Raw genomic sequence first — 16,023 nt, 5'->3', positions numbered from 1 at the left:
GTTCCAACCCGATTCTCAGTCTTCCTCCGAGCTGTGGATGGCGCGTTCTTCCGAAGAGGTGGAGTCGGCATGTCTGACGGATGAGCTCCTGGCTCGCCTGATCGATGGACAGCTGACAGTGGATGAGCTGGCCCGGATCCATCGCCACACCGCGAAGTGCCCGCACTGTCGTGCGCTCTTCGTCACGGTCGTCCGAGGCGAGCTGCGCATGGAGCTTGTCCACCCGTCGAACTTCTCTCTGGCTGAGACGGCCCCCGAGCCACCGGCCGTCGGCTGGACTCCCCCCACCGAGTTCGATGAGTTCCGACTCGAGCGCTTCCTGGGGCGCGGCGCCATGGGCGTCGTCTATCTCGCGCACGATCGCTTCCTGGATCGGCGGGTGGCGGTGAAGTTCATCGCGGCGCAGCAGCCCAACGCACGTATCCGCTCGCGCTTCCACAACGAGGCGCGCGCCATCGCCCGGTTGCAGCACCCCAACGTCGTCACCCTGTTTCGTGTGGGTGAGGTGGGGGGGCATCCGTATCTCGTCTCCGAGTACTTGGCCGGACAGAGCCTGGCGGGTCTGGCCGTGCCCCTGCCATGGCGACGCGTCCTCAGGCTGGCGCGGGGGCTGACCCGAGGGCTCTCGGCGGCTCATCGTCAGGGCGTGCTGCACCGTGACCTCAAGCCGTCCAACGTCTTTCTCACCGAGGAGGGTGAGGTCAAGCTGCTCGACTTTGGCCTGGCGGAGCTCGTGGATGAGAGTGCGTCGGTGGGACCGAGCGGTGCACGCGCCGCCGTGGGCACGCCGCGCTACATGGCACCCGAGCTCTTCCATGAGGGGGCGGCGACGCCCCAGAGCGATCTCTATGCTCTCGGTCTGGTGCTCCATGAGCTCTGTACGGGCACGCTTCCTCCTCCGGCTCCGGGTTCAGCCGGGGCGACGGAGGGACTGGCGCGCGGAGGCGGGCCTTCGCTCACGGCAGCCGTGCCGGGCATCGACCTCGACTTCGCCGCGCTCGTGGAGAGGTGCCTCGCCGTCGATCCGAGCATGCGCTTCGTCTCGGCTGACGCGCTCGGCGCCGAGCTCGAAAGGCTGGGCGGTCTGCGTGAGCCGGACGTGCTGCCCGCCGAGAATCCATACCCGGGCCTGGCTCCCTTCGAAGCCGAGCACCGCTCGCTCTTCTTCGGGCGTGACGGAGAGATCCTCGCCGTGCTCGAGCGCTTGCGCCGCCAACCTCTGGTCCTCGTGGCGGGAGACTCGGGTGTGGGGAAGTCCTCGCTCTGTCGTGCGGGCGTCCTCCCGCGCGTCGAGCAAGGGGCGCTCAGCGAGTATCGCGAGTTCTCCACGCTGACGCTGGGGCCCGGCCGCCGTCCGCTCGCGAGGCTCGCGGCGCTACTGGCACCCGTCCTGGAGCGCACGGAGGCCGAGCTGGGGCGCTGGTTCACTGAGACGCCGGAGCAGCTCGGGCCCGCCTTGCGAGCAGCCCACCAGGAGGGGCGCGGCCTGCTCCTCTTCATCGACCAGCTCGAGGAGTTGATCACCTTGAGTGAGCCCGCTGAAGCGGCGCGCTTCGCGCGTCTTCTGGGAGAGCTCGCCCTGCCGGCGGCGGGGGTGCGAGTGCTCCTCGCGGTGCGGGGCGACTTCCTCGCGCGGGTCGGGGCGCTGTCGGGGCTGGATGATGTGGTCGAGCAGGCGCTCTACCTGCTCAAGCCTCTCTCCCCGGAACGGGTGCGCGAGGCCATCATCGGACCCGCTCGCCGCAGGGGGGTGGTCTTCGAGTCCGAGGCGCTGGTCCAGACCCTGGTCGAGGCCACGGCGCGAGATGCGGGCAGTCTGCCCCTGCTCCAGTTCGCGCTGGCTGAACTCTGGGAGCGCCGCGACGCCGCCAGGGGGTGCATCACCCGGGCGGCGCTCGACGAGATGGGCGGAGTGGCTGGCGCGCTGTCGCGTCATGCCGACAGGGTGCTCGCGCACCTCGGCCAAGCCGAGCAGCAGGCCGCGCGCCGACTGCTCGGGCGCCTCATCACCGCGGAGGGCACTCGCAATGAGCGCGGCGAGGAGGAACTCACCGCGGCTTCGGAGGAGGCACGCACCGCCCTCCGCGCGCTCGTCGAGGGGCGCCTGCTGCATGTGCGCAAGGCGGGGGAGCGGGCGAGCTACGAGATTGCCCACGAGGCGCTCATCGCGAGCTGGGGCACGTTGCGCCAATGGCTCGACGAGGATGCGGGTCAGCGTGCGCTGCGTCAGCGCATCGAGACCGCCGGGGCCGAGTGGGAGCGCCTCGGGTGCGCCGAGGACCTTCTGTGGAGAGAGCGTCAACTGGAGGAGGCGAGAGCGCTCGACAGCCTCACGCTGGGGGCCCGGGAGCAGGACTTCCTCCGCGCCTCCCGGCGCGCCGTGCGTCGTCAGTCCCAGCGTCGCTGGTTCGCCGCGCTGGTCCTCGTGCTCATCGTGGCGGGCTTCTATGGCGTGCCGCGTCTGAGGCAGCACCAGGAACTCCAGGGCTTCGTGAGCGCTCGGGTGGCGGAGGCCAGGGGCGCTCTCGCCCAGGCGAAGAAGCACGGTCAGAGCGCCAGTGAGGGCCGCGAGGAAGCGATGGCGTTGTTCAAGGGCCGGCACCTCGGTGACCCGGGCGCGCCGCTGGACCCACAAGAGCGATGGTGGCATGCCGAGGAGGTATGGGGGCAGGCACTCGAAGAGCGCAGGCAGGCCGAGGCCTCCTATGCGGAGGCGGAGCGAGCCATCGAGAACGCCCTCGAACGCGCCCGCGATCAGGAGGACGCACGACAACTCCTCATCCAGCTCACCTATGAGCGCATCCTGCTGGCCGAGCGCTTTCACCAGAGAGAGGAGCTCACCCGGCTCATCCAGCGCCTCAGGCGGTTGACGGTCGAGGGCGAGGCGTTGCGGAAGGAGATCGATGCTCCCGCGGAGCTGGTCCTGGTGACCGAGCCGCCAGGCGCGAGTGTCGAGCTCACACGCTACGTGGACGACCCGGAGAGGCTGAGGCGAGAGCCCCTGCCTCCCTCGGAGTCACTCGGACCGACGCCGCTCGTGTGGCGGAGCGCGTCACCGGGCTCCTATCAGCTCCGCATCTCGCGGGAGGGATATGCGCCGGTCGAGCTGCCCCTCCTGCTCGAGCGAGGGGAGCACGAGCGTGTCACCCTCAGGCTCCCCACGGGGGTACCCGAGGGCTACGTCTACATTCCGCCCGGTTGCAGCCTGGAAGGGAGCGCGGACGTGGAAGAGCTGCGGACGATGCTGGAGAGCGCACCCCTGCATTCGAGCTGCCTCGAGGAGGGCTATCTCATCGGGCGGACCGAGGTGACGCTGGGGGACTGGCTGACGTACCTCGACACCTTGCCAGCGGATGCGCCCGAACGGAGCATCCTCGAGAAGCCGAGCTTCAACGGCGACAGCGCCGTGGCGTTGCGGCAACTGCCGGATGGAGCCTGGAGCTTCTCCCTCCATCTCGTGAGCGGGGCCGTCCTCACCGCGCGCGTTGGCGAGCCCATCCGCTACCCAGGTCGGAAGGCTCGCGCGGAGCAGGACTGGCGACGCTTTCCCCTCCTGGGCGTCTCGGCCGACGACGTCGCGGGCTACCTCTCCTGGCTCGACCGCACCGGGCGGCTGCCAGGTGCTCGCTTGTGCGGTGAGCTCGAGTGGACGCGTGCGGCCAGGGGGGCGGACGCGCGCAGGTTCCCGCACGGCAACCGCTTCCAGAAGGACGACGCCAACATCGATGCCACCTACGCCTTCCGGCCTGATGCCTACGGGCCTGACGAGGTGGGCTCACATCCGTCCTCCCTCAGCCCCTTTGGTCTCGAGGACATGGCCGGAAATGCCTTCGAGATGACCCGGCCCACCCAGGGCGGCTTCGGGGAGATCGTCCTTCGAGGGGGGGCCTGGTACTACGGCGAGACCGGCGCCCTGGTGGCCAGTCGCCAGGCCAGCACCTCCAGGCTCCGAGATGCCCGGATTGGCGTACGCGCCTGCGCCTCGCTCCCGGCCCGGTGAGCACCGATGGCGAGTGGTTGCATAGCCCGGCTGCACCGCGTCTCTTCCCAGGAAACGGCACGCGGACCGCGTTGCCGAGCGCGAGGACGTCCAGGATGAGACCCCTTCTGATTCTCTCATACATCGTGATTGCCGAGGTTGCCTGGGCGTCCGCGCCCGCTCCGACGCCCGGGCCCGCTCGGGCACCCGCGCCAACCCGGGCCAGGGCGGCCGTGTCTGTTCCTCCCTGTCAGCCCCAGGCTCCCGAGCGCAAGGTCTGGCCGCAGGGCACGTTGCTGTGGGGGACGGGACGCAAGGACGAGCGGAGCGAGACGAGCAGCATCCTGGCCTCGGTCGAGCTGGGTCGCGTGCGGCTCGGGGAGGTGACGGTGAAAGGCGTGCGCCTGGAAGAGGGGCGGTTGGTGGCTCCAGCGCGTGAACCCGAGGCCCTGGTCGGCGCGGTGCTGTGGGGCAGGTCGAGTGACGGTCAGCCGGTGGAGGTGGCGCTGTGCGGTGCGGAGGCGACCGCCGAGGAGCCGGGCGTCATGTGGTACCAGATCCAGGTGTGGAACGCGGAGAGCTCGAAATGGGAGAACCCGTGCGTGGCGACCCACCGCGTGCCCTCGCCCCGGGCGTTGGCCGTGCCTGGCGTATGGGATGAGCAGGGCGCGCGGCATGAGCAGGCAGGGCAGTTCACCTTTGCCTGTGAGAACGGGGTGATCTCCAAGTGTATCGGGTGGGGCTACAAGCCTTGGGGCAGGAGGGCAGGGCACTCGCTGGAAGAGCTGCACCAGGCCTGCACGCGGATGGCGCGCGCGGACTACTGCGGGAACGGACGCAGCCACACGCGAGAGGACACGCCGATCGACCTGTACGACGGCATGGGGGTGCTGGCGCGGACGAGGGAGGCGGCAGCGGGCTGGGAGCCGGGGCGGGCCTCATTCGAGGCCGCATGGACGGGCGATGGGGCGTGGTGCCTCTCGCGGACGCGAGATGGGAGTGCCATGGAGCGCATCTTGGAGGAGTGTCCCGCGCTCTTCGAGCCAGGCGAGAAGGACCTGGGGGAGGGGGACCGCTGCCAGGTGCTCCGCAAGGGGGCCCGCGCCGGGGCGGTGCTGCTGCGAAATCGCTCCTACGGGAAGAGCGAGCCGGCCTCCGTTCCGCGAGGCTCTCCGTGAGGCGCACCGCCAGGACGAGCGGCATGAAGAGGGTCCTTCAGCAAGCCCTGTTGAGGGCGGTGTTGCTGCTCCTGGGCAGCTCGGCGTGCGCCACGATGGACAGGGGAGGGGGAGACGCACGCCTGGCAGAGGCGCAACAGGCCTATGAGCAGGGGCTGCGGCAGAAGGAGGCGGGCCACTACGCGGAGGCGGCGCCGTTGCTCGAACGCGCGCTGGAACTGCGAGAGGCCGCGCTCGGTGACAGGCACCCCGAGGTCGCCCGGTGCCTCAATCTGCTCGGTGCCATTCAGTTGTTTCAGGGAAGCTATGCTCGAGCCGAGCTCCTGCTTCAGCGCGCACTCGCGCTTCGTGAAGCAGCCTTCGGTGGGCACCACACTGAAGTCGCTGAATCGCTCCACACGCTCGCGACCCTCTTCCTGAAGCAGGGGCAGCGTGAGCGGGCCGAGCAGCTGTACATGCGGGCGCTGGCGATTCGGGAGGAAGTGCTCGGCAAGGACCATCCCGATGTCGCCGCCACGCTGAACAATCTGGGCAACCTCTACCTGCAGCAGGGCCAGGTTGCGCGGGCCGCATCGCTCCATGAGCGAGCGCTCGCGGTGCGGGAGAAGGTCCTCCCCGGAAATCATCCGGATATCGCCTTCTCATTCAACAACCTCGCCAGCGTCTACATGAAGCAGGGGCAGTACGCGCGGGCCGAGCCGTTGTATGAGCGCGCGATCGCGCTCAAGGAAGCAACCCATGGCAAGGACCATCCCGACGTCGCCAGGTCGCTCAACAACCTCGCCAATGCCTATGTGCATCAGGGAAGGTACCCCCGGGCCGAGTCGTTGTATCAGCGCGCCATTGCCATCTGGACAGCGGCGCTCGGTGACAAGCATCCCGAGGTCGCCGACGCGCTCTACAACCTCGCCAGCCTCGCCATGTATCAAGGGCACTACGCACGGGCGGAGCCATTGTATCAACGCGTGCTCGGGATTCAGGAAGATGCCCTTGGCAAAAACCACGCCGAGCTGGTCGATGTGCTCAACGGGCTCTCCGAGCTGTACCACCGCCAGGGGCAATACGAGCGGGGAGTGGGGTTCTCACTGCGCGCCATCGAGATCTGCCAGACGACGCTCGGAGAGAGTCATCCCCTCCTCGCCTTCTCGCTGGTCGGCCTTGCCAACCTCTACTCCGCGCAGGGCAGCTACGCGCAGGCCGAGCCTCTCTATGCGCGGTCCGTAGCGGTCCGGGAACAGGCGGTCGGTCCAGATCATCCGGACGTCGCCGAGGCACTCCACAAGCTCGCGAACGTCTACGTGAGCCAGGGAGACTTCGCGCGAGCGGAGCCCCTGCACCTGCGGGGCCTGGCCATCCGCGAACGGGCGCTTGGTGGGAATCACCCCACGGTGGCCATCTCGCTCCACCATCTCGCGGGGCTCTATTTCAACCAGGGGCAGTACTCGCGGGCCGAGCCGCTGCACGAACGGGCGTTGGAGATCCGGGAGGCGGTGCTGGGAGGCGCGCACCCGGACGTCGCCGCATCGCTCCACGACCTGGCCCTCCTCCGCCTCGCGCAGCGGCGCCTTGCCGAGGCTCTGCCGCTCCTCGAGAGAGCATTGGCTGTCTCCGAGGCGGATCTGCGCCAGGAGATTTTCGGCTTCTCCGAACGAGGCTTGGAGAGCTTCTTGCGTCTGCTCCGCAAGAGCGAGGAGCAGCTCTATGCGCTCGTTCGTGCTCACCCGGACGATGCACGTGTCCGGCATCTCGCGCTGACCGCCGCCCTCCTTCGCAAGGGACGCTCCGTCGAGGAGGTCGCCGGCACCTCCCAGATCGTCTCTCGGAGCCTGGGGCCGGAGGACCACGAGGCCTTCGAACTCTTGCGCGCCTTGCGGACCCGCATCGCGGAGGAGTCGCTCGCGGGGCCTGGCTCGCGTCCGCCCACTGAGTATCAGCAGCACCTCAAGGAGCTCGCTGCCCAGAGCGACAGACTGGAGGCCGACCTCACCCGGCGCTCGGCACCGCTGCGGGCGCATGTCACGCGGCCACCTCCCGCCGAGCTCGTTGCCCGCGTCGCGGCAGCGCTTCCCCAGGACGGTGTGCTCGTCGAGTTCGTGGCCTACGATGACGGCCCGCTCGTCCCCAGTCCCGCGGCTCCGGCCTTGCCGGGCTCGAGCGGGCCGCGCTACCTCGCGCTCCTGCTCTTCGGGGATGGCCACACGCAAGCCGTCGATCTGGGCCCGGCAGAGACGGTGGACCGCGCCGTCATGCGGCTGCATCGCGTGCTGGCGCGCCACGTGAGCGACTACCAGTCCGCTGCCAGGGAGCTCTACAGGCTGGCCTTTCGTCCCCTGGTGCCGCGGCTCGGCAAGGCGAGGAGATTGTTTCTCTCGACGGATGGACAGCTCTCCCTCGTGCCCCTCGGGGTGCTGCACGATGGCCGCCACCTCCTCGAGGAGGGCTTCGAGCTTGCCTACCTCACCTCGGGAAGGGACTTGCTGCCTCGCCTCGAGGACGTTGTCCCCGAGAGCTCGGTCGTCGTCGTGGCGGACCCCGACTTCGACGCTCCACTCGCTGGGCGCCCGGGGCTGGTGGAGCCCCGCCCTGGCGAGCGCTCGGGTGCCATCGAGCACTTCTTCTCCGCCATGCGCACGGCAGGGGTGGATCAGCCATTCCCGCCTCTGCCCGGGGCTCGCAAGGAGGCGGAGGCCATCCAGCGCCTGTTCCCGCAGGCGCAACTGCTGTTGGGCCGCGCGGCGACCAAGGAGGCGCTGCTGAAGCTGCGCACGCCGGGGCTCCTCCATGTCGCGACCCACGGCTTCTTCCGAGAGGATGCCCCCACCGGGGTGGGCACGCGCGCCGTGGTGGCATGCTGCGCGCTCAGCGAGGCGGACAAATCGCTGCGTCTTCCGGATCCCTTGCTTCGCTCGTATCTGGTGCTGGCGGGAGCACGGGCGGAGTCCGCGCGGCCCGGCGGAGCTCGCCGGGAGGATTCCCTGGTGACGGCCCTGGAGCTGGCTGGGCTCGATCTGTGGGGCACCCAGCTGGTGGTGTTGTCGGCCTGCGACACGGGCCTGGGCGACATCAAGCGGGGCCAGGGTGTCTACGGTCTGCGCCGGGCGTTCGTGATGGCGGGGGCGGAGGCGGTGGTGGCGAGCCTGTGGAGCGTCAATGACGAGACGACGCGGGAGCTCATGGAGGGCTACTACCGCAACCTGCTGGCGGGGCAGGGGCGCATCACGGCCCTGCGCGAGGCGATGAGGACGCAGCGCCGGAAGCATCCGCACCCCTATTTCTGGGCGCCCTTCATCGCCATCGGCCAGGACACACCGCTGCGCGGGTTGACGCCGCACCCCGAGCCGCGGCCGGCCCGCTGAGTGGCGCCCTCGGGAAAGTTGCGGCTCGAGCGGAAGGCGAGAACTCCCTGCATAGCTCGCTCGCGCGGTGTCTCTCTTGTTCGTGGGGGAAGGTCCCCTGCGAATGAGGGGCGCTTCTGCGCCAGCCCTGGGAGAATTGGATGTTCAAGAACACGTTGAGCGGAGTCCTTGGAAGTGTCGCGGTTCTCAGTGTCCTGGTGTTCGCGGGTTGCGCGGGCGGAGAGGGAGAGGGTGTCGAGCCCGAGTCCACGCTGGAGACGACGGAGCAGGAGCTCATCGTCTGCGGTCCGCTGTGTCCTCCTGGCTACACCCAGCTCGGCTTCGCCTGTAGCACGGGCTGCGCGGGCGGCTGCCCGAACGCGGTTTCGTGCTCGCCCACCCCGAGCACCGCCAACATCTGGGGCACGCCCCAGACGGTCACCGTCCCGGCGGGCGCCTCGCATGGCACGTCGAAGATCTGCTGGAACACGTCGGGCCTGCCGTACCCCGTCTGGATCAAGGTCAGCGCGAACGGCGCGGCCGAGCAGCTGTTCACGAAGGAGAGCGACCCCGGTCAGGCGTGCATTGACGCGACCTGGATCGGGGTCAACCAGTCCTACGTGTTCAGCATCCGCACGGCGAAGACGGGCGGCAGCGTGCTGGCGACCACCACCGTCTACGGCGTCGCGGCGCCCTGAGACATCATCCCTGTTGATTCACTGAGCCCCGGGCCGGGTCCGATTCACTTCGGGCCCGGCCCCTCTCGTTTCGCGAGCCTTCTTCCGCATCTTCAGGTGTGAGGTGGCCAGCCGGGCGGGGTTGTTGATCCAGACGGCGTTGGGTAGCGCCTGCGGCTTGGGTGCGCCGCGCGGGAATCGCTCGGGGTGAGCGGCGGAGGCGGCGGCGAGCACGGCGTCCCGGGGATGAGGACGGAGCCCACGCCAGCGGTTCCTTCGGCTGACCGTCTGCACCGAGCCGAGATCGACCTGGAGCCACGCCGGAGAGGTCAACGAGCAGAACTTGTCGGTGTTGCCCCCGGAGACGCTGCCGTTGACCGCCTTGGCCGGCGTTTCGCTGCTGTTGCAGGCGGTAGAGCCGGTGGCCGGCTTGTTGAGCGCCAGGGTTGCTGCTGTATCTGAGTGCCCCATGAAGTCTGGTTTGAATCTGTCACATCCTTGTGGCTGGGATTGCTGTGCCCGCGACAGGGATTGAGACATTCTGTGTTACCGACTCGCGCTGAAGCCGTCCCTACGCGGAGCTCGGTGCCCGCTGGCTCATGACCGCGCGGCGGCCTGCCCACAAGGCCGCCAGGATGATGGCTGCGCCCACGGCATGAATTCCCCCCAGCCAGTGGGGAGACATGAACGCCAACGCCCCGCCCGCGACGAAGGCCAGCACCGCGAGAGCTGACGAGAGGCGCCAGGCCCAGACCCTGCGGCGGAACAGGAACAGGGTGGCCACGGCAACCGCACCCCCGCTGGCCAACAGGACCGCAGACAGCACCGCCGACATCTCAGCGGCCATCAGCCCGGCGAGCAACAGGTACGGTGCCACCAACGCCTGCATCAGGGCTGCGCCCACGATGAAGCCTCCTCGGCGGTGTGACGCGTCGCTGGGGACATCGCTCAAGAGCGTTCCTCCTCGTGGGGCAGTATATCCCGGCTGAGCGTCGCTCGCGCCTGTCGTGTTCCCCATGGAAGGGGCCGTCCTCCCCAGTCCGCGGGTTCGATTCCCGCCGCCTCCACATTCAGCAGCCCGGCAAGCTCACCGGGTTGCGGTGCTGGCCTCGAGCGGCACTTCGAGCGCGGCAGACCGGTGAAGGCCTGAAGTCCGGCCCTCCTGATTACCTTGGGGGTATTGGGAGGATGATGAAACCAGAGCTCCAGGCGTATGCGCTGGGCGACCGGCTCCATGCAGGGCACCGGGCGGCCGTCCACCACGCCGTGCGGACCTCTGATGGGCGCGCCATCCTCCTCAAGGTCCTCGAGCCTGAGTACAGCCGCCCGGAGGACGTCGAGCGGCTGCGGAAGGAATACGAGGTAGGTCGTGCGCTCGCGGGCCTGGCCATCGTCGAGCCGCTCGCCCTCTCGACGTTCGAGGGGCGGCCGGCGCTCGAGCTCGAGGACTTCCCAGGCGCTCCGCTCGAGATGTTCGTGGGTGCGCCCATGCCCGTCGGGGACTTCCTTCGTCTGGCGGTGCGTCTGGCCGGGATTGTCGCTGACATCCACGAGCGCTGCGTCATCCACAAGAAGCTCAATCCGGGGAACATCCTCTTCGACCCCGGGAGTGGCGAACTCAAGGTCTGGAACTTCAGCATCGCCGTACGCAGCCCCCGGGCGCAGCCCCCACCTCGCGCCGCCCGGCTCGTCGAGGGGACGCTCCCCTACATGTCGCCCGAGCAGACGGGCTGGATGAACCGCTCCGTCGACAGCCGCTCCGACCTCTATGCCCTCGGCGTCACCTTCTACGAGCTGCTCACAGGGCGCCTTCCCTTCGTTGCGCGCGACCCCCTGGAATGGGTGCACTGCCACGTTGCCCGAACCCCGCTCGCCCCCTCCGCACTCGTTCCCCGCCTCGCGGGCGTCCTCTCGGACATCGTCCTCAAGCTCCTGGCCAAGCTGGCGGAGGAGCGGTACCAGACCGCGCGCGGGCTCCAGCACGACCTCGAGCGCTGTCTGTCCGACTGGCAGGCGAAAGGCACGCTCGCGCCCTTTGCCCTGGGAACGCACGATGTCTCGGACCGCCTCGAGCTCTCCCATCAGCTCTATGGCCGCGAGGCCGAGAGCACCGAGCTCCTTCGTGCCTTCGGGCGGGTCGTGGAGCAGGGGACCCCGGAGCTCGTCCTGGTGTCTGGGTATTCTGGCATCGGCAAGTCTTCGCTGGTCCGTGAGCTGCACAGGCCCATCGTGCAGGAGCGCGGGTTCTTCATCTCCGGCAAGGTCGACCAGTACCGGCGCGACGTGCCGTACTCCACTTTCGCCCAGGCGTTCGCCGAGCTCATCGATCAGATCCTCACCGAAAGCGAAGCGAGCGTGGTGGCCTGGAAGGAGCTGCTGCGACAGGCGCTCGGCGCCAGCGCGCAGCTCATCATCGACATCATTCCTCACGTGGAGCTCATCCTCGGCCCTCAGCCCGCGCTTCCTTCCCTCCCTCCGCTCGAAGCGCAGAACCGCTTCCACTGGGTGTTCCGCCAGTTCATCAGCGTCTTCGCGCGCAAGGAGCACCCCCTCGCCCTGTTCCTCGACGACCTTCAATGGCTCGACTCCGGGAGCTTGAAGCTCCTCGAGGAGCTCGTCCTCCACCCGCAGACCCGCTACCTCCTCCTGCTGGGCGCGTACCGCGACAACGAGGTGGGCCCCTCCCACCCCCTCGCGCTCACGCTCGACAACCTCCGCGAGTCCGACGCACGCGTCCGTGAGCTCGTCCTCGCCCCCCTCTCCGTCGAGCACCTGGGACAGTTCCTCGCGGATGCCCTGCGCTGCCCCCCCGGCTCCGCCGCGCCCCTGGCCCGCCTCGTCCATGAGAAGACCGCCGGCAATCCCTTCTTCGCCATCCAGTTCCTCACCACGCTCCACGAGGAGGGCCTGCTGGAGTTCGACCGCGGCAACGCTCGATGGCGCTGGGACGTGGCGAAGATCCACGCCAAGGGCTTCACCGACAACGTCGTCGACCTCATGGTCCGCAAGCTCAAGCGCCTTCCACCTGCCACCCAGGAGGTGTTGAAGCTGGCCGCGTGCGTCGGAAACACCACGAACCTGCACACCCTGGCCGTCATCTCCAACCAATCGGGCGAGCAGGTCGCGCGCGAGCTCTCGGACGCGGTCCGGGAAGGGCTGGTGCTTCAGCAGGGCGACGTCTACACGTTCCTGCACGACCGGGTCCAACAGGGGGCCTATGTGCTCATCGAGGACGCCAGGAAGCGGGGCGTCCATCTGAGGATCGGGCGGCTGCTGCTGGCGAGCCTGGACGCCCGGAGCATCGAGGAGCGCATCTTCGACGTCGTCAGCCAGCTCAACCACGGCCTGTCCCTCATCACCGACCCGGCGGAGAGGGACGCGCTCGCGAGGCTCGACTTCCTCGCGGGAAGGAAGGCCAAGGCATCCATCGCCTATGCCTCCGCGAAGGGCTTCCTCGCCATCGCGGCGGCCCTCCTGCCCGAGGATGCCTGGAAGTCCCGCTACGACTTCGCGTTTCCCCTCTTCCGCGAGCTCGCGGAGTGCGAGTACCTGGGCGGCGCGTTCGAGCAGGCCGAGGCCCTGTTCGACCTCCTCCTTGCCCGGGCGAGGACCGACTTCGACAAGGCCCTGGTGTACGAGCTCCGCCTGAAGCTCTGCCACGTCGCGGGTCGATACGACGAGGCGGTGGCGATGGGCCTCAAGGCCCTTCAGCTCTTCGGTGTGGACATCCCCGAGGACGACGCGCTGCTGAGCGAGGCGACCCACGCCGAGGCCATGGCCATCCAGGTCAACCTGGGCGGGCGCCGCATCGCGGACCTCGCGGAGGCCGCCGAGGCCACCGACCCGAAAGTCAGGGCCGTCATCGGTCTGTTCTCGAACATGGCCCCTGCGGCCTACATCGGCAGCCGGCCCCAGGTCTTCCCGCTCGTCATCCTGAAGCTCGTCAATCACTCCCTCCGGTTCGGCCACACCTACGAGTCCTGCATGGGGTACAGCTGCTACGGGGTGATGCTCGTCTCCCTCTACGATGAGCCTCGGGTCGCGTACGAGTTCTCGGAGATGTCCATCAGGCTCAACCAGAAGCTCGGCGACATCAGCCGACGAGGCACGGTCATGCACCTCCACGGCGACCACATCAACTTCTGGAGCCGGCACATCTCGACGGACTTCCCCATCCTGGAGCGGGGATTCCTCGCATGCCTGGATGCGGGCGACCTGGTCTTCGCGAACGCCATCGCGTTCCAGATTGTCTGGCAGGCCATCGAGCGGGGCGATGCCATCGATGATGTCCTCAGGTTCTCGCAGAGCTACGCGGCCTTTGCTCGGGACTCCCGCAACGAACCCATCTACCAGACCATCCGGCTGGAGCAGCAGTTCCTCACGTGCCTGAAGGGGCAGACGCGCGGGAGGACGTCCTTCGAGGACGACGCGTTCCAGGAGGCCCCGTGCCTCGCGAAGATTACCGAGGCGGCCTTCGGGTGCGGCCTCGTCTTCTTCCACACGATGAAGCTCATCACGGCCTATCTCGCCGGAGACGACGCCGAGGCGCTCCATCACGCGGACGAAGCGAAGAAGACGCTCAGCGCCGCGATGGCCATGCCCATGGAGGCGACCTTCTATTTCTTCCACGCCCTTCTGCTCGCCCGCATCCACCCGCGGAGGACGGAGGCCGAGCAGCGGGAGATTGCGAAGACGCTCGAGGGCTACAGCCAGAAGCTCGCCCTCTGGGCAGAGAGCTGCCCGGAGAACTTCCTCACGAAGCACGCCCTCGTGTCCGCGGAGCTTGCCCGAATCACGGGAGACGCGCTCCAGGCCGAGCGGTGCTACGAGGAGGCCATCCGGGCGGCGCGGGCCAATGGCTTCGTCCACTGGGAGGGCGTGGCCAACGAGCTCGCCGCGGCGTTCTACCGGGAGCGGCGCTTCGAGACCATCACCGCCGCCTATCTTCGGGAAGCTCGAGACTGTTACGTCCGGTGGGGCGCGGAAGCCAAGGTGAGGCAGCTTGCCCGGCGCCACGCGCACCTTCACGAACCAGGTCCGCTCGGCCCCGCGGCCATCTTCGCGGCCCGACCCGAGCAGTTCGACCTGCTCTCGGTGGTCAAGGCCTCGCAGAGCATCTCCGGCGAGATGGTCCGCGAGCGGCTCTTGCGCACGCTCTTGCAGGTCGTCCTCGAGCAGGGCGGGGCGCGCCGGGCCCTCCTCGTCATGTCCCGCGAGGGCGAGCTCGAGGTCGCGGCCGAGTCCGCCGTGGGCGAGGAGGGGGCGCCGGGCATGCTGTTCAGCACGGCCCCGCAGGGGCTGGCGGCACGCGTCCCGGCGTCCATCCTGCAGTACGCGCAGCGGACCCGGGAGCACGTGCTGCTTGCCGACGCGGCCGCCGACGCGGAGCGGTTCTCGGCAGACCCGTACTTCGCGCGGACGCGCCCGCGGTCCGTCCTCTGTCTGCCCATCCGCAGGCAGGCGGAGCTCGTCGCCTTCCTCTACCTCGAGAACGACCTGGTCCCCGGCAGCTTCACGCCCGAGCGCCTGCTGGCGCTCGAGCTGCTCGCGGCCCAGGCGGCCATCTCCATCGAGAACGCGCTCCTCCTCGAGCGCGAGCATGCCGGCCGCGTGGAGGCCGAGGCGGCCGGGCGGCGTGCGCTCCTGCTCGGCGAGGCGACCGCGCTCATCTCCTCGACGCTCGACGACGAGGGCATGTTCGACGCGCTGACCCGCCTGTGCGCGCGCTCGTTCGCCGAGTGGGCGGTCATCGACCTCAACCAGGGGGGCACGGTGATGCGCCTGGCGGGCGCACACCGCGACCCGCGGAAGCAGCCGCTCCTGCGTGAGCTTTCGGAGCGCTACCCCGCGCGCATCGGCACGGCCACGCCGGTGACGCGCGTGCTCCAGGGCGGGGCCCTCATCCACCTGCCGGCCCTCTCCGACGAGCAGATCCGGGCCTTCACGCTCGACGAGCACCACGCCGCGCTCATCCACCAGCTGGGCACGCGCAGCGTGCTCATCGTTCCGCTGGTCGCCCGAGACACGCCGCTCGGGGCCTTGACGTTCGTCGCGGCCACCGCGCACTGGTTCGGGACGGCCGACGTGGAGCTGGCGGTGGAATTGGGCCGCCGCGCGGCGCTGGCCATCGACAACTCGCGCCTCCTCGCGGAGACGCAGTGGGCGCTGCGCCTGCGGGAGGAGTTCCTCACCGTGGCCTCGCACGAGCTCCGCACGCCGGTGACCTCGCTCAGGCTTTCGGTGGAGGGCCTGCTCCGCGCGGCCGCGTCCGGGAGGACCGTCTCGGCGGAGACGCTGAACCGCAGCCTCAACCGGGTGCTGAGCAAGACCGACAGGCTCGAGCAGCTCACCGGGGAGATCCTCGACGTGACGCGCATCGAGCAGGGACGGCTGGAGCTGGAGCGGGGGGAGGTCGAGCTCGGCGCGCTGGTGCGCACCAGGGTGGAGCGCCTGGAGCCCGAGCTGACCGCGGCCGGCTGCAGGGTGTCTTTCACGTGCGCCGCGCCGGTGGTGGGGCAGTGGGACGCCGCGCGGCTCGAGCAGGTGGTGACCCACCTGCTCCACAACGCCCTCAAGTTCGGGCCGGGCAAGCCCATCGAGGTCTCCGTCGGCAAGGAGGCGGAGAGCGCGCGGCTCGTGGTCAGGGACCACGGAATCGGTATCACCCCGGTGCGGCAGGGCCGCATCTTCGAGCGCTTCGAGCGCGGCGTGTCCAAGAACTATGGCGGGCTGGGGCTTGGCCTGTACCTCAGCCGCAGGATTGCGGAGGCGCACGGCGGTTCCATCCAGGTCCAGAGCGTGCCCGGCGTCGGCTCCACGTTCACAGTCACCCTCCCGTGCGCCGGGCGGTGACC

The 16,023-nt window shown here is 69.1% G+C and carries 6 protein-coding genes and 1 pseudogene; 5 read left to right on the top strand and 2 right to left on the bottom strand.

Going from position 1 to position 16,023, the window contains the following annotated elements; all coding sequences use genetic code 11:
- The first annotated feature begins 37 nt into the window (after positions 1-37).
- The 4 genes from LXT23_RS36180 to LXT23_RS36165 all read left to right on the top strand — a co-directional run bounded on the left by LXT23_RS36180 (position 38) and on the right by LXT23_RS36165 (position 9,190).
- Entirely contained in the window at positions 38-4,000 is a 3,963-nt protein-coding gene (locus LXT23_RS36180; RefSeq protein WP_253984979.1) for a bifunctional serine/threonine-protein kinase/formylglycine-generating enzyme family protein, read from the top strand.
- Between the two features lie 212 nt (positions 4,001-4,212).
- Complete coding sequence (locus LXT23_RS36175) at positions 4,213-5,157, top strand: ADYC domain-containing protein (protein ID WP_253984978.1); 945 nt, start codon at positions 4,213-4,215, stop codon at positions 5,155-5,157.
- A gap of 23 nt (positions 5,158-5,180) precedes the next feature.
- Positions 5,181-8,513, top strand: a complete 3,333-nt coding sequence (locus LXT23_RS36170; protein ID WP_253984977.1) for a tetratricopeptide repeat protein — start codon at positions 5,181-5,183, stop codon at positions 8,511-8,513.
- Between the two features lie 140 nt (positions 8,514-8,653).
- Positions 8,654-9,190 (top strand): hypothetical protein, encoded by a 537-nt coding sequence (locus tag LXT23_RS36165; protein WP_253984976.1) that lies wholly within the window; start codon positions 8,654-8,656, stop codon positions 9,188-9,190.
- Between the two features lie 258 nt (positions 9,191-9,448).
- Here LXT23_RS36165 and LXT23_RS36160 read toward each other — a convergent pair.
- A pseudogene (locus LXT23_RS36160) lies at positions 9,449-9,619 on the bottom strand (lysyl endopeptidase); the annotation flags it as partial.
- Between the two features lie 121 nt (positions 9,620-9,740).
- Entirely contained in the window at positions 9,741-10,073 is a 333-nt protein-coding gene (locus tag LXT23_RS36155) for a hypothetical protein (protein WP_253984975.1), read from the bottom strand.
- Between the two features lie 284 nt (positions 10,074-10,357).
- Here LXT23_RS36155 and LXT23_RS36150 point away from each other — a divergent pair, with 284 nt between their 5' ends.
- Positions 10,358-16,021 carry a sensor histidine kinase gene (locus tag LXT23_RS36150; protein WP_253984974.1) on the top strand — a complete coding sequence of 1,888 codons (5,664 nt, stop codon included), beginning with the start codon at positions 10,358-10,360 and terminating at the stop codon, positions 16,019-16,021.
- The last annotated feature ends 2 nt before the right edge of the window (positions 16,022-16,023 follow it).

The sequence above is a fragment of the Pyxidicoccus xibeiensis genome, assembly GCF_024198175.1.
In the GTDB taxonomy this organism is placed as follows: domain Bacteria; phylum Myxococcota; class Myxococcia; order Myxococcales; family Myxococcaceae; genus Myxococcus; species Myxococcus xibeiensis.
This window is presented reverse-complemented; position numbering and strand designations above follow the sequence as displayed.

Coding starts and splice junctions, on each gene's coding strand:
- LXT23_RS36165 (WP_253984976.1), top strand. CDS start 8,654: ATGTTCAAGAACACGTTGAGCGGAGTCCTTGGAAGTGTCGCGGTTCTC.
- LXT23_RS36150 (WP_253984974.1), top strand. CDS start 10,358: ATGATGAAACCAGAGCTCCAGGCGTATGCGCTGGGCGACCGGCTCCAT.
- LXT23_RS36170 (WP_253984977.1), top strand. CDS start 5,181: ATGAAGAGGGTCCTTCAGCAAGCCCTGTTGAGGGCGGTGTTGCTGCTC.
- LXT23_RS36180 (WP_253984979.1), top strand. CDS start 38: ATGGCGCGTTCTTCCGAAGAGGTGGAGTCGGCATGTCTGACGGATGAG.